Source organism: Vibrio sp. WZ-1, from assembly GCF_052037695.1.
Classification (GTDB): Bacteria; Pseudomonadota; Gammaproteobacteria; order Enterobacterales; family Vibrionaceae; genus Vibrio.
The window spans coordinates 139382-162028 of sequence record NZ_JBQEQR010000079.1 but is presented as its reverse complement, the minus strand read 5'-3'; the positions used below and the strand labels follow the sequence as shown (position 1 = coordinate 162028).

Here is a 22647-nt window from a genome sequence, read left to right as displayed (position 1 = left end):
TCTTGTTACCCTAGAAACGACGATCTAAAGAGAAGAAGATGCTTTGACGATCACCAAAACCGGCTTCACCCAAAAGGTACCAATCTTCATTGATTTGGTATTGCATGCCAGCGATGGTGTTCCATTCAGATTCTAAACGCTGTTTTACTTCAAAACGGGCATCTGATGACATTAATCCGCTTAAAGATGGCGGTAAGCCAAGGTCTTTGAGTGAGCCAGAGAGTTCTTGCTCGACATCTTGATACATAGCGCCAACCCAAAAACGAATCAGTACGCCATTTTGATGAAAGTCGTAACCGATACGAGGAGAAACTACAACTGCATCAATTGAACCATCAATAACGGTTAAATTGGTTTGAGTGTAACTTGCATCGACCAATGCGAACCATTGGTCATAACCGCCAGCAAGCACAAAACCAAGGCCTTTAGTGTAGCCATCGAGATCTAGGCGGAAATTTTCAATACGTTGTGGTTTCACAAACGGCAACTTAACCTTTACGTTTACATCGGTTTCTGAGTAGCCATCAAGCGTACCGATCAAGCCATAAACGTTTAGGAAAGGGAACAGCCAGACATCGGCGCGTAATGTCATAACGTCAGTGGCTTGCTTACCTGGTTCTGCTTGCATATCGACTAACTTTTCAATCCCGCCTAAACCTTTTAGTGCGATAGAGTCGACATTGATGCCTTGTTCCATACTCATATAGCTGAGGTTTAAACCAAAAGGTTTTGGTAACTCGTAGCCAAGTGCTTCTGCTTTCTCTTTCCATATCGGCAGAGAAATTGAATCCGCATTCGCGACTCCGGTAACGAGGCAAGAAGCAGCAACAAGCAAAGAAGGTAATTTCATAAGTCACTTCATTAAGCATGGCGATCATTATATAGCCAGAGCCGTTTTGAACGGGGTATGAATATCTAATGAGCATCACGGGTAAATCACAGCTTTATCATGGAGAAAAAGCACTTTAGCGAGAGATAAGGACTGCTGTTTTTTAACGGATCTAGAGCAGCTTCTTAACTTCGGCGAGCGCATCTTACTCCTAAAATTATAAAAGTAAACTTTAAAGTGTACTTTGTATTGTTGTGCGCTATACTCTGCAGCCACTTACATGAGGTTGGTGAATTTAGAACGATGAAGCTTTCAGAAAAAAAACGGATTGCGCTGATTGAAGCCGCACAACAAGAATTTATCGAGCATGGCTTTTCAGGTGCCAATATGGACAGAGTCTGCGAGCGAGCCGGCACTTCCAAACGAACTCTATATCGCCATTTTGAAAGCAAAGATGTGTTGTTTATTGATTCCATTCAAGCAGTGATGGAAATTCAAAGGGCACGTCTACAATTTCAGTATTCACCAGAAGAGAGTATAGAGGCTCAACTTCGCACTTATTTACTCGCTAAGCTCGATTCGATGTATGAGGATTTTGGTTTGCCACTAGCTAAGATGGTTATTAGCGAGTTTATGCGCACACCAGAACTTGTGGAAAACTATCTGCATCAACTTCAGAGCCAGGATGAACAATTAGAGAAGTGGTTTTCTGAGGCAATTGACGATCACAAAGTCAAAAACCTAAATCCGGCTATGATGAGTAATATGTTGATGTGTCTATTGAAAGGTAACTTTTTATGGCCTCAGTTGATTGCTAACCACAAGGTGCCAAACCTTGAACAGCGCAAGAAATCGATTGAAGATATACTTACGCTGTTCCTAGATGGGTATCGTTGTTAAATAGAGCGTTCTGTTACCACTCTTTATGGCTCAAACTGGATAGTTGATTGTGATCCCAAATCCATAGGTTTGATTCTCGGACTTGCATGCCTCCGACCCAGTAGTTTTGAGTTATGGGTTGGCTTCCCTCTAGACATGCTTGAGCGTGCTCAGTAATACAGACTTGTTGCTCCCACCAGTTTTTTTGCAATGAGTCGATGCTAAATAGTGGCTTGTCTCTGCGTGTCAGTGGGAGGAGTAATGCATAAAACATCACATCACCCAACGTCGGAAGAGGCTCTTTTTCTTGGTATTCCTGAAACCAATCTTTAACGGTGATTGGTGTGCTGTGTTCGGCCAATGCCTCTAGCGCCAACTGTTGGGTGAAGCTCAACCCTGACTCCGAGTGAGGTAACTCTTGAAGGTGTCGTTTCATCGCAGCTTTAATATTTGGCAAACAATCTAACTCATGCTGCGAAAGCAATTCGATAAGGGATTGAGGAGTCGGTGATGTCAAAGTCTGCCAACAACGCTTAGCTTGGCTTCTAAGCTTTGATGTGACGGGCTTTCGATGCTGCCAGCATGAGCGAACCGCCTCTGCAGGGAGTTGCCCAAAGCCAATAAAACGCTCGGTTCCCGGAAACTGATTGAACTCGATGATCTCGATGACTTTTCCTTCGGTTTCTTCTAAAAGTGTTAACCCTCGAAGTAACATGAACTGATCATAGGTATCATGTTCTACCCAAAACACAATTCGCTCAAACTGCTCATCAAGCAGAGTATTGATATTGTTCTGCTCAGATAGGGCGATGTCTTGCACCGAGCCTTCACGCCCCATTACGGGTAACAACGTATCAACGACATATTGTGCTCGGATTGCGACAAAAGCCGTTTCATCATTTGGAATGGGGCCGATGCACAAAGGATCAATCATGGGCAAGAATTCACCTTCAAAGCCACAAGTTTTCAATTGCTGCTGAATGTCATGCCCACATCGAACGTGCAGAGTTTTTAGTTCCGCATCTAGAGGCTGTTCTCGGTTATGGATGGCGAGCTTGTGAAATTCCAACTCTTCTACATGCGTCTTTAACTTACTCCAACTAGGTAAGCCGAGTTCTCTTGCTAAGGCATGTTGAACATCTGCTAGTTGAATGGACTCTGTCGTAAGCTTTTCTGGCTGAGTATGAAACTGCTTAACTTGCTGTAAGGCACGCTCATCATTTTGGCGGATCGCTTTTAAGCGTTTTTTGGCCAGAGACTTTTGCTGGTTGAGGTTAATAGAGAAGCTATTATGAGATTGCATTTTTCACCTTTCTTATCTCTTCCACACTCGCCTTATTAGAAGTTTAAAAGAAGGTAAAAACAGATTGTTCCTGCTAACAAGAGCAGGGAGGTTGAGTTGCCGTGAACCGAGTTCTTTCCGCGAGTGTTGGGTGCTTTAGGCTTGAGCTTCTTGATACTAGGTGCTCTAGCCTTGTCGTGCAATCAAATGTCCAAGATTCCTGTCACAAAATATGCATTTGAAGTCTCGTGAGCGTATAGGACTAAATTCGTGTTGAGGCGCTTTTAAGTAAGGTTTGATAGAAAGCAAGCGTTGCGGAGCCGCTTCTAGGCCCTTTAGGTAACGTAAGGTGCAATGCGACTTGATATTGGTTCGAATGCTCTAGGTCAATTACTTTGAGGCGGTCATTTTGGCGGTATTCAACGAGATGTTTTGGGAGGCGGCAGAAGCCGACACCTTGCTCAACCGCTCTAAACGCGTGGTCGAAATTGTCCACAGTGATTCTTTGTCGCGCGCGCAGCCAGCCTACGTCTCGCTTCTCTTTGTCTGATTCCCCCAAATCTCGAACCACAATTTGGCTGGTGGTCGCAAAGTCCGCCAATGAAATATGTTCCTTCTTTGCTAGCGGATGTTGAGCTGCGATCACAGGGACCATAGTGGTAGTGCCAAACGCTTCAGCAGGGTAGTTGGTGATCGGAAGGTTGATGATGGCGATGTCCGCTAATTCATTGATCACCATGTCTGTGGTTTTACTCAGAGAGGTTTCTACGACTTGAACTGAAGTTGTATTGTTTTGTGTGAGAAATTCGCTAAGAGGAGTATAGAGCCAACTTGGATCGCACAGGTGATCGATAGCTACCGTAATTTGCGACTCTACACCGCTATTTAGCTGTTCACTGATCATTTCAAGTTCACGAGCCTGCTCAAGCATTGATTGCGCACGGCGTAACATCGTCTTGCCGTGTTCGGTTAACCCCGCCTTACGACCTTTTACTTCTATTAGCTTGATACCAAGCTGGTCTTCGAGTTTTTTCACCGAATAGATAAGCGTGGTATGGCTTTTATTGAGCGTTACTGCGGCTGACTGAATGCTTCCCGCCTGTTCAATTGCTTGTAGTGTTTGCCACTGCTCTAAGGTTGTTTTGAGTCTCATTGGTCAGTTTTTTCCACAGTTAATGGCAAAATTATGAACTTTTTTGTCAGTTTTATAAAGGTAATAATCTTCCCATCGAAAGCGAGTCATAATAAGAGGAGACTCAAGATGGCGAAATTACTGCAAGTTGATTTTGAATTTCATGGCCCATTTGGTGAAGAGATGTCGAATGCTTTGGTCGATTTAGCTAAGTCAATTAATCAAGAGCCGGGCATGATTTGGAAAATTTGGACGGAAAGTGAACATGACAAACTTGGCGGTGGCATCTATCTTTTTGAAGATGAAGCAACGGCGCAAGCTTATCTCGAAATGCACACTGCTCGTCTGAAACAGATGGGTGTCGAGGAAGTAAGAGGTCAGATATTCGATATTAATACACCGCTAAGTAATATCAACCAAGGTCCAATCGGAGAGTAATGTTATGACTAACCGCACCTTTCTAACCGTTCATGGTGTCATATATACGGTATTCGCTTTTGCGCTATTTTTTGTGCCAACCATGATGTGGCCGATGTATGGCGTACAAATTAACGACCAGTACGCGCTGTTTTTATCGCAGCATACGTCGATCTTTTTAGGTGGGATTGCTGCGGTCAGTTTGATGCTACGTGATGTGGAACCTAGCAACACAGCCAAGCAACTGTTCAAAGCGCTGTTGGTCACGAATCTCTTAGGCGTGGTGATCACCACTTACGCTGGTATTACTGGGGTGTTTGTTGGCTTTGGTTGGAGTGACCCTGCTTTCTTCTTGCTATTGAGTGTGCTCACTTTTCTTCAATGGAAGAAGCAGTAATAGAAGCTATGTTAATTAGATAATGATTAAAAAGCCCCGCGATAACTGCGGGGCTTTGAGTTTCTATTTAATGGTTATACCCAAGGATGTTTAAATAACTTGGGTGTATCGACATTACTCACTCTTGTAGGCGTAGTTGTAATAACCATAACCATATGAGCTCGCCGCTTTCTTCTCAATTGCGTTAAGAATGACGCCTTTGACTTCTACACCTGATTGTTCAAATCGACTGCGAGCTACTTCAAGCTCTTTCGATGTCGTCTGGTCAAAGCGAGCAACCATCAGGGTGGTACCTGCAATCGCACCAACGATACTAGGGTCAGTTACTGCCAATACTGGCGGCGTATCGATGATCACTAAGTCATATTCTTGCGATGCTTTTTCTACAAACTCAACAAATCGCGGGTGCATCAAAAGCTCTGAAGGGTTTGGTGGCACTTGACCACGAGTAATAACGTCCAAGTTATTAACTTTAGTCGGTTTGATCACTGTCTCTTGACCAATCTTGCCACTCAAGAAATCAGAAAGACCGTTATCAGCTGTCAGACCGAAGCATTGTTGCAGGTAGCCTTTACGCATATCCGCATCGACTAGCAGCACTTTTTGACCTGTCTTAGCTGCTACTGCTGCAAAGTTTGTCGATACGAATGTCTTACCAATTGAAGGCGCAGGACCAGAGATCATAAGTACGTTATTTTTTGCTTCCATCATCGCGAAATGAAGACTGGTACGAAGTCCACGCAATGCTTCAATAGAAAGATCCGCAGGGTTTTCTTCTGCTAGTAGAAGTAGGTCTTTGTTACCTTTACGCTTAAGCTTGTTAGCCACTTCCAGTTGTTGTACAGACTTAGGAACGCTTGCGTAAACAGAAATACCCGTTTGTTCAATCTCGTCTGGAGAAGTGACACCGCGGTGGAAAGCGGTTTTAACCAGAACAAAAGCAACGGCAACCATACCGCCTAATAGTGTTGCTAGAACAACGATAAGAGGCTTTTTAGGCTTCACCGGGATAGCGTAAGACTGTGCACTATCAATAATGCGTACGTTACCAACGGTACCAGCTTTAATAATGTTCAACTCTTGAACTTTGTTTAGAAGCTGGATGTAGATCTGTTGGTTAACCTCAACATCACGTGTCATACGTAGGACTTCACGCTGCGTTTTTGGCAGCTTCTGAACTTGTCGGTTCAAACGGGCTTTTTCTTGCAGTAACGTCTGACGTTTATCCAATAGTGATTTGTATGCTGGGTGATCCTGCGTGAACTTTTGGCTAATTTCACTTTCTTTGAATGTCAGTTCGTTCAGTTGCGCTTCAAGAGCGACCATCACTTTGAGTGTTGATTGCGCTTCAAGGTTTAAGTCGATTGATTCGTTTTCTTGTCTAAAACGATTCAGTACGTCTTCAGAGCCTGTCAGTTTCTCTTTGATTTCCGGTAGGTGATCTTTTAGAAAGTTTAGGCTCTGTTCCGCTTCCGCTGAGTTTCTTCTTACATTCTGTAGGAAGTAGTTTTGCACAACATTATTCAAAATTTGTTGGTTACGCTCAGGGTATTCGCCTTCAATGCTCAGTGACACAATACCTGTTTTCGCACCACGCTCTGAAATAGACAGTTGTGAAGCCAATCGGTTGATCGCGTCAAGCTTGCTAATTTTTCCGATTGAAAAACTGTCTTCGTTTTGTGCAATCAGTTCACGTACTTTGATGCGGTAGCCATTCATTTCAATCGTTTGACCAACAACGCCAGAAAGCACAATTTGATCTTCAAGCATCAGATCAAAACTGCCTTTTTCTGCATCGGTTACCACAAGCTGATGCTTGTAGCTTTGCGCGGTACGGGGCATCTCGAAAGTTGAAACTGAGATGTAATCTTGAGTGCCATTGATGCGAGCCAGACCTTTACCGATAAAAGGAAGGTAGTCCGGAGTTGCAATCGTCGTTAGGTTAAATTTATCGACGGTATCACCAAGGATCATACGTGACTTGATGATCTCAATCTCAGTCGTTGCCGACGATTCTGCAGCAAAAAGCTCGCCCATATCGCCGACCATCGCCGAAATGCCACCAGAGCTTTTCTGCTCGATCTGAATTAGAGCATCAGCTTTGTAAATTGGTGTAGATAGCAATGCGATCGCAATACCTAATGTTGCAAATACGAGCGTAACACCGATGATCAACCATTTAGCATCTATTAAGATGCCAAACAGTTTCCCAAGATCGATTTCATCATCGGTTGGTGCTGATGAACTTATAGTTTGGTTAGCCATTGTTTTTTTATTTCGCCAAGTAATCTGAAGTTATATTTTTTTTGCCCAAGCATGAGCGGATTGTTCAATCAAAGAAAAGGCATGATCAAATGCTTCTCTGCTTTGTCTGTATGGATCTGGAATGTCGACAGAATTCATCCAATGCCCAAACAGCATAGTCTTGCCTCTTGCTTCTGGAACGATCTCTGTCAATGCATCGATATGCCCTTGTTCCATTACCAAGATAAGATCTTGTTTCGTACATAACTGCGCAGTAAGTTGTTGCGCTTGGTGATTTTCGAGAGAAAAACCTTTTTCCGAGGCAATTAGCGTAGCTGTCTCATCCGCTGGTTTCCCAGTCAGGCGACTTTTCTCAACGGCAATACCTGCTGAAGAAATGTTTTTATTCGGAAGAAGTTGTTGAAGCACTCGTTCTCCAGTCGGAGAGCGACAAATGTTACCTACGCATACGACAAGAATGTTTGAAAACATGGTTTGTTCCTTATCAGTAACTATTGGAAAGGGCTTACCTCTTCATATAAGCCCTTTCAAGAACGTTTGAACTACGGCCAGTTTTTAACGCGTAGAACACCTTCTGTCAGCTCATTGAAGCCTGAAATCGTCGGTACTAACTGTGCAATAACGCGGTTCCAACGGCTGACTGGTGCAGCAGTAACATACACAATGTCATAAGGCTCCAGATCAAATTCAGTACCAATCACTAACGCCGCTGCGTCAGATACATCAAGTTGGTAAATGTCGCCTAATGTTTGATTATCTTGAGATTTTCTGATGACAAAAACGCCAGTTGCATCTGCAGAGAGTTGGTTGATACCACCAACATTGCTTAGAGCTTCGGTCAAACTCATGCCAGCGCGATCCATTTTCAGTAGCTTAGGATCGTTAACTTCACCCATAACAAATACTTTTTGAGTGTCGTTTCTTGGTACATGCACGATGTCGCCAGGTTGAAGTAATCGGTTTTCAGTAAGGTTACCCTCTTGCATTAGTGCATAGAGAGAAATGTTTTCGACTTTGCCTTGACGTGTCAGTGTGACGTTACGCCAATCTGCATCTTGTGCTAGACCGCCAGCGCGGTTAACTGCATCAAGAAGCGTGAGTGGGATATTGGTGATAGCTTGTTGCCCTGGCTTGTTGACTTCGCCAGTGATGTAAGATTTCTTGGAGCGGAATGCCGCAACACTCACATCCACTTGTGGACTCTCGATGTACTTCGCCAACTTGTTAGCAATAACTGAACGAATTTGACGAACATTTTTACCCGCAACTTCAACAATACCAATGTATGGATAGAATATGGTGCCATCAGCATGTACCCAGTTCCCCGCTTCTTCAGAGCTACGGTAAGAGCCTGCTGGAATGGTGAGTTCAGGGTGATCCCAAATCGTGATATTTAGAATATCGCCAGGACCGACTTCATACTCGTAAGCCGCGAGTTGATGGTCAAGCGTTGGGTTAGCTTTGGTCTCTACATCTGAGCTTTTTAGCTGCGAGACTTTATCAAGAGTCAGTGGAAAGACGTTAAAGTCTGCTGCCGTGTTGGCATTGCTATCTTCAACGATGTGCTTTCCACTCGTGGATAAGTGACTGCCCGGTACTGTACATCCAGCGAGAAGTACAGAAGAAAGGAGTAAACTGCCTAGCTTTATATGGTTGAAATTCATGCTTTTTTTTCATCTGACGTAAAGAGCGAGTTGTTAAGAACAACATTATTTTTTTGCCTAAACAGCAACACATTACAATTTTATTGGCCAGTATTAGTTGTTTTAATTTATAAAAAGCTCAATAAGAAACCAGTTGCATCTGGCCGGCGCACTCTAAAGAATTTTTTGAGGAGGGGCAATAGACGATGAAATGAGAAAAAGCTAACCATATATTGCTGAATTTTATATTTCTGTGAGTTGGGTAACGAAGAATTGATAAAAGTGTTTGCTAATTAGCTCTAATTTATCGTATTGGCTCACGAAATTTGGGATTTTGCTGATTTTAAAGAAGTTAATATTGCGGCTATTTTTCTAAAAAAATTTATGTGTTTTGCCTTAAATTGTGACCAGTGTCTATTTTCTTGTCCGGCGTCAATAGTGCTTTGTTATGTTTTTGCCAAAAAGCTGATGGCTTATGGTCAAAATATGATGTGGGTTCAACAAAATGATGGTTTGATGAACGATTTCATACAATAAACCATCATTTCAATGATATTAGCGTTTTGCTAGCCTCTTGCTGTTCAAGTACGGCAGGATATGAGGGCGAGATTCTCCCGCGAGCTTACTGGTGACTTCTTGTGACCATGTGCTTTGTTTTTGATTGCTTGAACGGCTCGTATAATAGTCTTGCATGGTTTGATCATACGTTTGGATATCTTCAAGATTTAGCGGCTGGTACTGGTTTTCATGTACGATGACATCAGCTGGTAAGCGAGGTTTTACTTCTGGGTTTTGATCTGGATGACCTAAACACATACCAAATAAAATGGCCGTGTTTTGCGGTAAGCCAAGCAATTCATCAACTTGGGCTGCGCTGTTTCTTAGGCCGCCAATATAGACGCCACCTAACCCCATTGATTCTGCCGCCAACAAGCAGTTTTGTGCCATGATGCCAGCATCTATGGCGCCAATTAGAGTGAGTTCGGTAAAGTCTGCCTGAACTTCTGGGTTGATAGTGACATGGCGTTGATAGTCAATACAAAACACCAAGAACTCAGCAGCGCTTTCTACATAAGCTTGGTTGCCAGCGTATTCGGCCAGCAGTTCACGTTTTTCTATATCAGTGACTCGAACTATTGATACAACCTGCAACATGCTTGAAGAAGAAGCGGCTAAGCCTGCTTGGATGATGGTTTGTCGCTGCTCATCGGTAATAGTATCAGAGGTGAACTTTCGAATGGAGCGATGACCGAGTATGGTTTCAATCGTGCTGTTCATGATGTGCTAACTTCCTTGGGCTGCGTTTATTTGGTTGAAACTTCACCATAACGACATTTAAGTGGAGCGTAAACCAGTACGCACCACAAACTGTGTTACAGGGCAGAACTTGACGAACTTGAGCAAAGTAAATTGAACGTAAAGTGACGATATTTATAAACTTCGGTATATACTGATTTTAATAATCAATAGTTTACTGAATGTGGAGAACATGAAAGAGCTGATACTTCATACGGTCACAGTGTTTATGGGCTTCTTTGCCATTATGAACCCGATCGCCAATATTCCTATCTTTCTAAGTCTAACGGCAGATGAAGATAAACAAACGGTTCGTTCAATCGCATTTCGATCTGTCTTCATCGCCTTTGTTATCGTCGCTGTGTTTTCGGTGGCTGGCAAAGTCATATTCGATCTATTTGGGATTACGCTATACGCCCTGCGCATTACGGGCGGCATCTTAGTATTTCTAATCGGTTTCCATATGCTGCAAGGGGAATCGACCCACAAAAAGACCAAAGAAAAAGCTTATTCACCTGAGCAAGAGCAAGCGGCATTGAGTATTGCTGTTTCCCCATTGGCGATGCCAATTTTAGCGGGCCCTGGTACGCTCGCAACTGCCATGAACTTTGCAACAGCTGGTGGTATGACAGAGACCATCATTACCATTGTGTCGTTTGCCGTCCTTTGTACGATCACTTATGTGATGTTCTTATTTGGGGACAAGTTAGTAAAAGCCGTTGGCCCAAGTGCACTCAACGTTATTACTAAAATGATGGGCTTAATCTTGGCCGTTATCGGTACTCAGATGTTCATTGATGGCGCTGCAGCCGCTTATAAAACGGTTTTTGCATAGAGCCTTTTCTTCAAGTATGCCCGGCTGGTGAGTTAAGCCGGGCATTTTTATGGCGGTTATTTAGCTTAAGTAGTGTCACTGGACTTAAACCGAGCGATGGCTCGGTACTTATAACTTAAAGCTTCCTATTTCTTTGTTCAGGTCACCTGATAACCCAGATAGTGCGACAGACTGCTCTTCCGCAATCACGGCTTTTTCCGATAAATCATCTGCAGCATCTCTGATCATCTCAGTATTTTTGGTAATTTCATCGGTCACAGACGCTTGCTCTTCTGCTGCAGTTGCAATCTGTGATGCCATATCACTAATCTCGACGACGACTTCATTGATTTTCCCGAGATTGTAAGCGGCAGCCTCAGCTTCACTCACGCTTTTCGACGCAAGCACTCTACTCGTCTCCATAATGCCAACCGCATCCGCTGTCGTTGTCCTAAGTGTCTCAATGGTTTCTTGAATTTCTTTGGTCGATTTATGGGTATTTTGGCTCAATATTCTTACTTCATCTGCAACTACAGCGAAACCTCGACCAGCATCGCCCGCTCGAGCAGCCTCAATTGCTGCGTTTAACGCCAGTAAATTGGTTTGTTCAGCAATATCTTGAATGGTTGCGAGTACGGCGTTAATCGCATTTCCGTGGTCTTCTAGCTTGAGAATGATCTCTGTTGCGGATTGAACTTCGTTTGCCAATTCATTGATGGATTCTTGGGTTCTTACCACTTGAGACTCGCCATCTTTACATTTAGCCACAGCATTATCCGATGCGGTTGCTGTTCCTTCGGCGTTCTTGGCGATTTCTTGTGTTGCGCTAGCCATTTCATGAATTGCGGTAGCGACCATATTCACTTCGCCTTGTTGGTTCTGAATGAGTATTCTTCTCTCACCTGATTGAGTGTTCATATCATTCGCTTGACTGTTTAGGTTGGTGGATACCGAGCTCAATCTAGTGACTATGCCATGCATGTTTCCTACGAACTTATTGAAGTTTTCCGCTAGGGCACCGATCTCGTCGTGATTTTTGATATCGATACGCTGTGTTAGATCGCCATCACCATCAGCAATTTCCCCTAGGGCGTCGGAGACAGTATGTAAATCTTTTAGTAAGACTTTTGATAACCAAATGATGAACAGAGCTGAAGCGAAAATCAGTACGATAGATAACAGGACATTTTGGATAATAATGGCGTGAAGTGATGCCATTTCGGTGGCCTCATCCAATTCAACAGCAATGATCCAGTTTGTCGACTGTATTGGCATGAAGTACACCAATTTTGTCTCTCCACCAACGTCCACGTGATGGATTTTTCGATCAGACTCGAAGTCAGTCAGTTTGCTGGTGGTGAATTCTTTGGTGTATTCGGTGGTTGGTTTGTATAAGAACTCACCTCTAGAGTGCGCGATAAACGTGGCGTTGCTTTTATCTACTAAGTAAATGTTCGCTTTATCACCAACCGTTATTTCCGATATCTCTTTAGAAAACTCGTCAACGAATAGTTCGACACTTATTACGGCATCAAGCCCTGTTGGGCCAGTAATCGGTTTAGCGATAGCAATGGCCATTTTGTTGGTGTCATCGTCGAGATAAGGGCTCGTTATTATGGTTTTACCACTTGTCATCGCCCCTTTATACCAAGGCCGTGTTCTCGGATCGAACCCATCCTCTGGCATCTCGTCTTCGTTTAGTGCGGCTCCACGATAATGGCCGTTACTCTCACCATAAAAAACATCTTTTAAGTCTGCGGACTCTATTGCCTGATCTCCGGCTTGTTTAAAGTCCCCTTTAATATCGACACCATTAAGTACAGAGATTTTTGAATCGACCCACTTTGCCACTAACTTATCAGTCACTTCAGCCACAGATACTATTTTTGTCTTGATTCCCTTCTCTGTTAGAGATGTCATTTTGGATGTGCTCAATCCAATTATTGATGCCGATAGCGTCGCGGATATAGCAATAGAGGCAAGTGCTATTTTCCCTCTGAGTGATAGATTCATTTTAAGTCTCGCAATTATTAATGTTTAATTTGTCTGATGTTTAATACATAAAAGTTTTTTATTTATTTTTAGTTTTTAATAGCCCTTAAGTTCCTTTTAATGACAAGAACAGACTATTGACCATTCCCAGTTATTTTTGGCGATAGGAATAGTTATAAATAAAAGCTGAGTTGTAAGATCTGGGTGACAGAGGTTCGAAGAACCTAATCGACTTGGCTTTCCTCTATACGAACTAATCCCAGACTTTTAAAAAAGTTAAACAGTGCGCTCTTCTCTCCCTTGTCAAAGAAGAAGTATTGGCAATCTCCCACTTCATCATGCATATAATGAAAGCCAATTTTGATCATCTTGTCGTAATCGGAAATCTCAACTCCAACGCGGTTTAGTGACCATTGGACACAAACGTTTTCTCCCCGAAGCATGAGGACGTTAGGTAAAACATTAAAAACGCTAAATTCAATATGCGTTCCCGATTTTAGTCTGGACGCCAAGTAATGACTTTTGCAGTTAGTTTCCATAGTAAGTAACTCATTAGCGGCCTTAGTTAGGCTTTCCTGATGCCAGAAAAGTATTTATATTGGACTAGAATTGAATTATCCATGATTTGATTTACTGGCTTGGTATTCTTGTGAACATGCATATTCAATAATATTTATAAATGCTTTGTTGGCTAAATTATCTTTATATATTACTTTCAGCTATATTAGATTTAACTCTAATTCTTTTATGCTGGTCTTAATTCTATCTGTACTAAGACTGAACGCTATAATCATCATATGTACCTTGTCGGCATTACTAATAATGATTGATTCGGAATGATACACACGGATTATTGGTAAAGAGTGATCGGCGTACGGCTGTTAATTGCTGTATAAAACGAAATGTCAAATATTAGAACTTTATCCCGTAATTATGATCTAAATTGGACATTTGAAGAATGTAAGAGCCTTAGTTTCGAACGTTAACTGGATTTTAACGGCTTTGATGTATGTTATTAACTTTAATTCAATTGTTTGAAGATTGACCATTCTTAAAGGTGAGGGGACTGAGTTATGTCCAAGTAACCTGAGATGCTTCGCGCTTGTCACTGGCGCAGCCTTTGGTAAAGAAATAGCATCGTCAACAGCTTGGAAAGAGCACGTTATTACCCGTACTAAGAAGTAGGTGTGATCTGATACTTTGTCCATCATAATCAAAGCTTTTTAAAGGTTTTGCACATTTAGTTTCCATAATCAGTATCAGATATACATAGACTTCCTCTATTTCAATAATAAGAATAACCAATTGTTGTTGTAGCACGAATTTCAGTAGTCTTTTTCGGGTATTTATTTGGGGGAAACATGGCAACAAAAGCAATAGTCGTTGAAGGCGGAGCAATGCGTGGAGTCTTTGCTAGCGGTGTGCTAGACGCATTTTTAGAACAGGACTACAAACCATTTGATTTTGCGATTGGCGTCTCGGCAGGGGCATCAAACTTGATCGGATATCTCACTGACTATCCGCACCGTAGTATCAATGTGATCACCAAGTTAGCAACCAGCAAACGCTTTTTTGATCCCACTCGTTTTTTAAAAGGCGGTGATCTGATCGACGTAAAATGGTTGTTTGAAGAGTCAAATCGTTTGTATCCAGTGGATGAAGCAAAGCTGTTTGAAGGTATCCCTTTTCTAGCAACGACGACTAACGTTAATACGGGAAAGGCAGACTATTATCGTGTCAATCGTCATAACTTTCATAATGCGATGGAAGCGACGACTGCACTGCCTATTGCTTACAAGCACACGCCGTGTTTCTCTGGTGGTTGCTATACCGATGGTGGTGTCGCGGACTCAATTCCTGTACGCGAAGCTCATCGCCGTGGCGCTCGGGATATCACGGTTATCCTTTCTCATCCGTTGGCATATGAAAAGAAGCCAGTCAAAACAACGTGGTTGATGAAAAAGCTGTTTGCGGAACATCCCCAAATGGCAGAAGCGATGCTGCATCGTTCGCAAAACTATAATGAGTCTTTAGCGTTCATTCGCAATCCACCGAGAGGGACAAATATCCGAGTTATTGCCCCCCCAGAGGATTTCAGTGTGCAGCGCTTATCAATGCGACAATCTGTGTTGCTTGAAGGTTATGAAATGGGCTTAAGCGCAGGGCGTGATCATCTCACCAACCTTGCAGGACAGCATGGACTGAGTAGAGAAAATTGCCATTTCTGTATTTAGGCTTTTCCGCGCTGTGCCGCTTTTTTAGCAAGCTTGGCTGCGCGTCGCTCTTCACGTTGTTTTGCACTTTCACCGCCGACGTGTTGAACGCCATGAGCCGCTGCTAAAACCACTTGCTTTTCGCGTTCTCGGAAGCGGGCGATTTGCTCTTCACTGTGTTTACCAAAACACTTCGGGCAACTTACGCCTTGTTCGAACAGTTCAGATTGCTTGTCTTCTTCGGTGATTGGAAGGCGGCAAGCATTACATAAATCGTAGTCTGCCTTTTCTAGCTGGTGATTAACTGCAACGCGACCGTCGAATACGTAGCAGTCACCTTCCCAGAGGCTTTCTTCTTCCGGTACTTCTTCAAGGTATTTCAGAATGCCACCTTCTAGATGATAAACCTCATCAAAGCCTTGCTCCTTCATGTAAGCAGTCGACTTTTCGCAACGAATACCGCCAGTACAGAACATGGCAACTTTCTTGTGTTTCTCCGGATCCATGTTCTGTTTTACGTAGTTAGGAAATTCACGGAATGTGTCTGTATTTGGGTTAACTGCATGTTTAAAGGTCCCGATCTCGATTTCGTAGTCATTACGAGTATCAACAACAAACACCTCTGGATCAGCAATCAGATCGTTCCAGTCTTGCGGTTTTACGTACGTACCCACAACATGACGAGGATCGATGCCTTCAACGCCCAATGTTACGATCTCTTTCTTCAGTTTTACTTTGGTGCGGTTAAACGGTTGAGTGTCTGAGTACGACTCTTTGTAAACAATATCAGTTAGGCGAGGTTCGGCATTTAACCAAGTAAGTAGTGCCTCAATACCTTCGCGTGTCGCTGCAACCGTGCCATTAATACCTTCACTTGCCAGTAGCAACGTTCCGTGTACGCCATGGGTATTCATCAAGGCAAGTAATGGCTCGCGCAACTCTTGGTAGTTTTCCAGTTCTACAAACTTATACAGGGCGCAGACAACATACTTACTCATGATTCTTCCTTACACTTTTTACGGTTCAACGGTATGCCGATGATGGGGTTCTATACCTAATAATTTTAGCGGTTTGGAGTATACCTGAGTAATTTAGTCGGAAATACGGACAAACTTTGCGGATATTGGTTGCGTTCATTCATAGGGGGCCAATGAGAATGGTGAGTTGGAGCGACTTTAAACTTTGTGGATGTTCAAATTATCAGTAAAAATCAATCAAAGTTCTGAAAACAAGCTCGACATGAATGGTTGAAATTTGTACTGTTGTTTCGCTTCACAACCTTAAAACTTCTTATTCGATAATCAGTTGAAGCGACGTCCTGTGTCGAATGCAGGTCGGTTGGTAAAGGAATACAATATGCAGCAGTTTCATATCAGAAGACTAAGAGAAGAAGATGTCCCACTGTTGAAAACACTCTTGGTCGAACTTGACACTTCTCACTATGAGGCAGAGCCCGACTTCTATCGTTCGCCGGATGAAATGGCGAAGTTGAGGGAAGAACGTAACATCTTCGATAAATACTTGGATGGAAGCATCACGGCTTTTATTGCTTGCTCACATCGACAAGCAGTTGGCTTTATCTCTGGCACGGTTCGAGACGTAAACTCGATGCTTTCTCCAGAAAAGCGCGTTGGCTATATTAACGAATTGGTAGTATCTGAAAGCCACCGTAATTTGGGTATCGGTTTGTCTTTGATGGACAAAATCGAGAGTGACTTGTGCAGCCAAGATATCGAAGAGATTGGTTTGACAGTGGCGTCATTTAATCACGAGGGGGAAGACTTCTATCATAAGATGGGCTACCGCGTGATGACCAAAATGATGAGTAAACGAGTCAAAGACTAGCGCTAATTTAAACGTGAATCGAATCAAAAACGCCTCTCTATCTTGTAATAAAGAGGCGTTTTTCTATCTAGGTTTTTAGCGAATCCTGAGCGTTAGCTGCTCACTTCAACCTTGCTGCGGTTTGTTTACCCATCGCAATCAATTTATCGAGAATACGCTCGCCATCAGCGCGAAGGCCGTTGTGCTCGTATTCATTGGTGATCCACGCTTTTGAGTTTGGCATTGCAGCGAGTGTTTCGCGGCTAATGTCCATTTCGACGAACATATCGTCTGCATAGACTGCGCAGCTCACAGGCACTTGGTTTTTTGCCAGTTGCTCTGCGTCGTAAAGTGGCGTCCAATCGGCTTTTTCAGCCAGTAACTCTGCCGCTTGTTTCAGTGGTTTTAGGTTCACGTATTGGTCGAACATCCAAGGGAAGACCATTTCTCCGGTGAAGTAGAACGGTTTGCCTTGCTCGTAGTTGAAGGCATTGTGCTCTTGACGCACTCGGTGCGCACTCCATTGAGAAGCAAAACCTTGGCAGTAAATTGACTCATGCAGAATCGCGTAAATCGGATTGGTCTGGAAGTTTTGCTGCGCCAGCATGTCGTTAAGGAATTCGTAACGAAGCTGAAGTTTACCGTTCACTTCAATCAATGCACTTTCTAGCCAGTAGTAAGTTGGTAAGAAGGTGTCACTGATGCCAAAGTTAATCCCGATTTGTTGGAACTGTTCGACAGTAAAGCGCTGACCATTTGGCAGAAACTCTTCGTGCTCCAATAAGTGATTAGCAATGTTTTGGCATAGCTGCTGTGCTTGTGGAAATTGTTGGAAGAAGGCTTGGTTCTTTTCCATCGTGCGCTTAAAGGTTGCGTGATACACGTCATCGGCATGGCGAGAAATCGAAGGCACACCGCCCGTGATGAAGCTTTGCAGCAAGCTGTTTGGGAACAACGATAGGTAAGTTAATGAGCAGAAGCCACCAAAGCTCTGACCCAAAATTGCCCATTTCTCGACGCCAAATTGCTCACGAATAAACTCTGCATCGCGAACAATGTTGTCTGCACGGAAGTGGCTTAAGTATTCTGCTTGCTGCTTTGGAGTGAGGTGCGCTAGCGTTTGGTGATTGATAACACTGCTGTTACCCGTGCCGCGTTGGTCGAGCAGCAATACGTGATACTCACTCAGTGCGCGTTTGATCCAACCGTTATTGCCGTTTGGTCGAGGAGAAGGGAAGCCTGGACCGCCCTGAAAATATACTAACCACGGTTTGTCTGAGTCTTCATCGCCCACTAAACAAACGGAACGAGCGAAGACATTGATCGTGCCTTTGTTTTGATCTTGGTAATCCAATGGAACGGTGAACGAGTGGGGGATGTAATGCAATCCTGCGTCGATAAATGATTGAGCGTTCATTGTTATGGTCTTTCCTTGTTTGTAGTCGCTTTACGATATCGAATTCCTTATTAGAAACAATAGATTTGTTGTAAGAACTCGATTTTTGAAGCTTGAATGGCACTCAAAACAGAAACTCTTCGATCTTTCCGTGTTGGTATGCACTGAGTGAACTATGATCTGATAGTGGAAATCACACTCTTACCGTTTTTATGAAACGAGACATTTGGCGGTCATTGACCATGGAGGATGCTTGATGAACACGTCACTAACCCGAGTCACGCTCGCTTGTTTACTACTACAGACTATTAGTGCTCCCGCCTTGGCGGTGGTGACTCCGGATCCGCCTCAATTGCAGGCGAAAGGTTACGTACTAATGGATTTTCAATCCGGCGCTATTATTGCTGAGCAAAACGCGCGAGCTGGGTTAGCGCCTGCTAGTTTGACCAAGCTAATGACGGCTTATGTGGTGGGGCAAGAAATTAAAGCAGGGCGACTCAATTGGGACGACACTGTGACGGTGAGTGAAAACGCGTGGTCAGCTAAATTTCCTGACTCTTCTAAAATGTTTATTAAGCCCAAAGACGAAATTACCGTAGCAAACCTAATGCGTGGCGTGATTATTCAATCGGGTAACGATGCATGTGTCGCGCTCGCTGAACACGTTGCCGGTAGTGAAGGTGCATTTGTGGCGTTGATGAATGGCTGGGCTGACAAACTTGATTTGCAAGATACCTACTTCGTTAACTCGCATGGACTAGATAGCGAGGGCATTCAAACCTCGCCAACAGATATGGCCAAGCTGATGCAATCCATCATCAATGATGTGCCAGATGTTTACTCGCTATATAGTGAAAAGGTATTTAAGTGGAACAAAATCACTCAATACAACCGCAATAAGTTGTTATGGGATAACTCGATTGATGTCGACGGCGGTAAAACAGGGTATACCAGCAATGCGGGCTACAGTTTAGTTAGCTCTGCCAAAGAAGGCAAAATGCGTCTGATATCAGTGGTGATGGGAACACCAAGTAAACAGTCACGAATCAGCCAGTCGAAGAGTCTGCTCAACTATGGTTTTCGATTCTATGACACGAAACAAGTGGCGAAACTGGGAGAGGTGCTGGCTACAGCCAAAGTATGGAAGGGGAATACCAGTGAGATTGAGTTGGGCTTTTCACAAGACGTGTATCTCACGCTGCCTCGCTCGTTAACCGCTGGGTTGGATAAAAATGTAGTCGTTAACGAGCCGTTGATTGCACCTATCGAAAAAGGGGAAGTAGTTGGTAAAGTCGTGTGGAAGAGTGATGATAAAACCGTGGCGAGTTATCCACTAGTGAGTAATCAAGCTGTCGAAGAAGGTTCGTGGATTGGTAAGTTATGGGACAGTTTAGTGCTGTGGGTGAAGTCGTTGCTTAATTAGATTCGTATGGCTATTTCAGGGGTATTGAAAAGCAGCTCGAGGGTGAGCTGCTTTTTGGTTTTAGTACAGGGTCTTAGTGACTATTCAGATAAGCTAATGATTGGTAAATCATCCCAAATCTTGCTCTCATCCGACGCACCACCAGAGAAGTTCCATGGACCTTTATCTTGCTCTAATGGGCGGTAAGTGGCAGATAGACCATCCAAATCCCAGGTCGTCACATAGAATCGGATACCATCAAGCGAGTCAGGACGACCAAGTGCGTCACTCGCAAAGTCCATCGAAATGGTGTTGTTGGCTTTATCTACGGTTACCGTCGGTGCTGGTGTGACTGCCTCGCCCCATGTTGTCGCATCTGCACCTTTAGTGTTGTAGATAGAGCTCTGCCAGCCAAATACAACGGCGTTGCGGCTCCAAGTTCCACTTGGCATGCTTGCGTTGATTTTTGGTAGTTCGGATAAGTTCGTTGATGCTTCTTCTGGTAAGTCAATGAAAATGGTGAAACCAACGTGGTCAAAACCGTTTGGCGGCAACCAAGTATCAGTGATCTTGTCCATGGTGAAGGTCAAGCGTACGTTACTGCCGACAGTGAACACCTCAGCTTTATTGATTGCCAGCTGGCTGTTTTCTTTGGCAAACGTTGGGTCGGTTGGTAGTGAGTAGTTACCATTTTGACCGCCCATACCGTCTTGCGCATCGCCAGCATCATCAATAGTGTCGTCTGGCGTGTTCGACCAACTCAGGTTCGACACAAAGTTTACGTCTTCAATACCCGATTTTTTGTCAGTTGAGTAAATTGCAAAGCGGTGTTGCTGCTCGCCAATCGCAAAGTGACGGGTAGATAAAGTCGCACTGAATTGACCGTCAGCACCCACCGTAATAGCTTGCGCGGTTTCTAGGTTACCATCGACGACAAGGTTCAACTTCTCATTTGCGTTGGCACTGCCAGTGATCACGATATCATCAGTGATAGTTTGCCCTTCCCAATCTTGCGCCAGTTGGATGTTGAGGTCTGGGGTGTCTCCCGATTGCGTGTCGTTTGTCTTTGAGTAAATGACCGCAGACTTGGCAGGTAGCTCGAGTGTTACATGACCATTTTCATCTGCCACTAACTGCTCTGGTGCATCCGCCCAGTTAGACATGATTTGCTGATTGAAAACGGTGCCGCCAGTTTGCTCCACATCGAGTTGGTTCATCAGCATTGGTGAGTTTGATGTGTTCATGACAACCAGCACTTCATCGTTGTCTAATGTGCGAGTAAACGCAAAGACACCAGCGCCTGCTTTATCACTACCAATCACTTTGAGCTCACCATGCGTCATGACTTTGTTCTCAGTACGTAGTTTGGCAAGTTCTTGGATGAACAAGTACATTTCGCTGTTTTGGTCAAATGAATCTACATAATCACCATCTTCACGGTAGCCACCTGCAAACATCGCGTCGCGAGCTGCAGACATTGCTTGTTCTGTACCTTGGTAGATGACAGGGATTCCCGGAATTGCCATCATGGTAATCAGTGCTTGTTTCATGTCATTGACACTGCCCTGCGATAGGAAGCGCGGCATATCATGGTTATCAATGAAGTTTGGCATGATGTATGGATTTGGGAACATCTCCATCATCTTCTCTAGGCGGAAGCGAAGATAATCAGTTGGTTGACCAGAAGCAAACACTCGAGTCATAGTCGCTTGTAGAGGGAAGTTTAGAACCGAGGTCAGTTGTTTCGGCGATCCACTTTCACCAATGTATGTCAGCATCTTCGCTTCACCTTCCGTATTGTAAGGTGTGGAAGCTTCGAAGACTTCGCCAAAGGTAAGGAAGTTCTCACGTCCAGTATCTACAGCCTGAGTCATCACACCATCATCTGCGTGAAGGAAGTCGTTCCAGAAATCGTGCTCAACAAACTTAACCGTGTCGATACGGAAACCGTCGACGCCCACTTCACGGATCCATTTGCGGTAACTCTCTTTTAGGTATGCACGTACCTCAGGATCGGAAGTATTGAGATCATCGAGATCAGACAGTTGCCAGGTTTTCTCTTGTACTGGGTCATTGTGATCAGTGATGCTTGGTGTCCAGTGGTAGGAGCCTGTGCCGTCTTCTTTGCACTCATTCATGTTAAGTGGATAAGGCAGTTCTTGTCCTGCTGGTAGCGCATTTTCAATGATACGGAACCCTTGGCACGGTAAGCTTGGGTCGTAGCTGTATGGATTATCATAAGTAAAGAAGTTACCGACGTGGTTGGTTACGATATCCTGGATTAAAAACATGTTTCGAGCATGTACTTCACGCGCTAGCGCTTGATAGCTCTCTAAATTGCCGAAGTGTTCATCCACTTTTTGGAAATCGCGAGCCCAGTAACCATGGTAACCACCGTAGTTTTGTTCTGCGTCCCACCATTGGTTAGCAACTGGTGGTGTAATCCAGATAGAGGTGGCACCCAAATCTTCGATGTAACCTAATTTGTCGCTGATACCGACAAGGTCTCCACCGCTGAATTTCTTATCAGAAGTTGGATCGAACTCATTTTGACCTTGATCGTTAAGGGCATCATCGCCGTCATTAAAACGGTCGATCATCAAGAAGTAAATGATCTGGTCTTGCCAATCAGGAGATGCCACATGGCTACCTGAGTCTTGTGTTGTGGTTTCGTCACTACCACAGCCAGATAGCGCAAGCGCAATAGCTAGAGGAAGTATCTTTATTTTATTCATAGGGTTAGATGAGGTTTCAAACACGGTTATTGTCTCCGTTGTGCAGCAGTGCGAAAACGATAAAGTAAATGCTTGAAACTTAGAGTGTCATTCTGCGCCAAAACAGACGTGAAAAGATGTCACATACTAAC

18 protein-coding genes are annotated in these 22647 nt (G+C 43.9%); 7 read left to right on the top strand and 11 right to left on the bottom strand.

Features of this window, described 5'->3' with window-relative positions; genetic code table 11:
• Positions 1-10: 10 nt before the first annotated feature.
• On the bottom strand, positions 11-850 hold the full coding sequence (locus ACTS60_RS15530) for a TonB-dependent receptor (RefSeq protein WP_440888973.1): 840 nt from the start codon (positions 848-850) through the stop codon (positions 11-13).
• 282 nt (positions 851-1132) lie between these two features.
• On the opposite strand from ACTS60_RS15530, the gene ACTS60_RS15525 reads away from it, so the two are divergent.
• The gene (locus tag ACTS60_RS15525) at positions 1133-1729 is read left to right on the top strand and encodes a TetR/AcrR family transcriptional regulator (protein ID WP_440888972.1); all 597 of its coding nucleotides are present in this window, start codon (positions 1133-1135) and stop codon (positions 1727-1729) included.
• Between the two features lie 13 nt (positions 1730-1742).
• On the opposite strand, the gene ACTS60_RS15520 is transcribed toward ACTS60_RS15525, so the two are convergent.
• Positions 1743-3011 carry a DUF1835 domain-containing protein gene (locus ACTS60_RS15520; RefSeq protein WP_440888971.1) on the bottom strand — a complete coding sequence of 423 codons (1269 nt, stop codon included), beginning with the start codon at positions 3009-3011 and terminating at the stop codon, positions 1743-1745.
• A 241-nt stretch (positions 3012-3252) separates the two neighbouring features.
• Entirely contained in the window at positions 3253-4143 is an 891-nt protein-coding gene (locus ACTS60_RS15515; protein WP_440888970.1) for a LysR family transcriptional regulator, read from the bottom strand.
• A gap of 108 nt (positions 4144-4251) precedes the next feature.
• On the opposite strand from ACTS60_RS15515, the gene ACTS60_RS15510 reads away from it, so the two are divergent.
• The gene (locus ACTS60_RS15510) at positions 4252-4560 is read left to right on the top strand and encodes a monooxygenase (RefSeq protein WP_440888969.1); all 309 of its coding nucleotides are present in this window, start codon (positions 4252-4254) and stop codon (positions 4558-4560) included.
• A 4-nt stretch (positions 4561-4564) separates the two neighbouring features.
• Positions 4565-4936, top strand: a complete 372-nt coding sequence (locus tag ACTS60_RS15505; RefSeq protein ID WP_440888968.1) for a hypothetical protein — start codon at positions 4565-4567, stop codon at positions 4934-4936.
• 114 nt (positions 4937-5050) lie between these two features.
• Here ACTS60_RS15505 and ACTS60_RS15500 read toward each other — a convergent pair whose 3' ends face one another.
• The 4 genes from ACTS60_RS15500 to nfsA all read right to left on the bottom strand — a co-directional run bounded on the left by ACTS60_RS15500 (position 5051) and on the right by nfsA (position 10122).
• Positions 5051-7201 (bottom strand): polysaccharide biosynthesis tyrosine autokinase, encoded by a 2151-nt coding sequence (locus ACTS60_RS15500; RefSeq protein WP_440888967.1) that lies wholly within the window; start codon positions 7199-7201, stop codon positions 5051-5053.
• 30 nt (positions 7202-7231) lie between these two features.
• Positions 7232-7672, bottom strand: a complete 441-nt coding sequence (locus ACTS60_RS15495; RefSeq protein ID WP_440888966.1) for an arsenate reductase/protein-tyrosine-phosphatase family protein — start codon at positions 7670-7672, stop codon at positions 7232-7234.
• A 71-nt stretch (positions 7673-7743) separates the two neighbouring features.
• Positions 7744-8865: a polysaccharide export protein gene (locus ACTS60_RS15490; protein ID WP_440888965.1), complete on the bottom strand. Its 1122-nt coding sequence runs from the start codon at positions 8863-8865 to the stop codon at positions 7744-7746.
• A gap of 534 nt (positions 8866-9399) precedes the next feature.
• Positions 9400-10122 carry an oxygen-insensitive NADPH nitroreductase gene (gene nfsA, locus ACTS60_RS15485; protein ID WP_440888964.1) on the bottom strand — a complete coding sequence of 241 codons (723 nt, stop codon included), beginning with the start codon at positions 10120-10122 and terminating at the stop codon, positions 9400-9402.
• A gap of 211 nt (positions 10123-10333) precedes the next feature.
• Here nfsA and ACTS60_RS15480 point away from each other — a divergent pair, with 211 nt between their 5' ends.
• Positions 10334-10975 carry a MarC family protein gene (locus ACTS60_RS15480; RefSeq protein WP_440888963.1) on the top strand — a complete coding sequence of 214 codons (642 nt, stop codon included), beginning with the start codon at positions 10334-10336 and terminating at the stop codon, positions 10973-10975.
• A gap of 108 nt (positions 10976-11083) precedes the next feature.
• Here the strand turns inward: ACTS60_RS15480 and ACTS60_RS15475 are convergent, their stop codons facing one another.
• Complete coding sequence (locus ACTS60_RS15475; protein WP_440888962.1) at positions 11084-12967, bottom strand: methyl-accepting chemotaxis protein; 1884 nt, start codon at positions 12965-12967, stop codon at positions 11084-11086.
• A 1340-nt stretch (positions 12968-14307) separates the two neighbouring features.
• On the opposite strand from ACTS60_RS15475, the gene ACTS60_RS15470 reads away from it, so the two are divergent.
• Positions 14308-15180, top strand: a complete 873-nt coding sequence (locus ACTS60_RS15470) for a patatin-like phospholipase family protein (RefSeq protein ID WP_440888961.1) — start codon at positions 14308-14310, stop codon at positions 15178-15180.
• On the opposite strand, the gene trhO is transcribed toward ACTS60_RS15470, so the two are convergent.
• Positions 15177-16157, bottom strand: a complete 981-nt coding sequence (trhO, locus tag ACTS60_RS15465) for an oxygen-dependent tRNA uridine(34) hydroxylase TrhO (protein ID WP_440888960.1) — start codon at positions 16155-16157, stop codon at positions 15177-15179. The two genes, ACTS60_RS15470 and trhO, sit on opposite strands and share 4 nt — an antisense overlap.
• A 358-nt stretch (positions 16158-16515) precedes the next feature.
• Between trhO and ACTS60_RS15460 the strand changes: the two genes are divergently transcribed.
• Positions 16516-17004: a GNAT family N-acetyltransferase gene (locus tag ACTS60_RS15460; RefSeq protein ID WP_440888959.1), complete on the top strand. Its 489-nt coding sequence runs from the start codon at positions 16516-16518 to the stop codon at positions 17002-17004.
• A gap of 100 nt (positions 17005-17104) precedes the next feature.
• Here the strand turns inward: ACTS60_RS15460 and ACTS60_RS15455 are convergent, their stop codons facing one another.
• The gene (locus tag ACTS60_RS15455) at positions 17105-18400 is read right to left on the bottom strand and encodes an alpha/beta fold hydrolase (RefSeq protein ID WP_440888958.1); all 1296 of its coding nucleotides are present in this window, start codon (positions 18398-18400) and stop codon (positions 17105-17107) included.
• Between the two features lie 235 nt (positions 18401-18635).
• On the opposite strand from ACTS60_RS15455, the gene ACTS60_RS15450 reads away from it, so the two are divergent.
• A complete protein-coding gene (locus ACTS60_RS15450) occupies positions 18636-19802 on the top strand; it encodes a D-alanyl-D-alanine carboxypeptidase family protein (protein ID WP_440888957.1) in 1167 nt (388 codons plus the stop codon).
• Between the two features lie 80 nt (positions 19803-19882).
• Here the strand turns inward: ACTS60_RS15450 and ACTS60_RS15445 are convergent, their stop codons facing one another.
• A complete protein-coding gene (locus tag ACTS60_RS15445; RefSeq protein WP_440888956.1) occupies positions 19883-22540 on the bottom strand; it encodes an alpha-amylase family glycosyl hydrolase in 2658 nt (885 codons plus the stop codon).
• Positions 22541-22647: the final 107 nt, after the last annotated feature.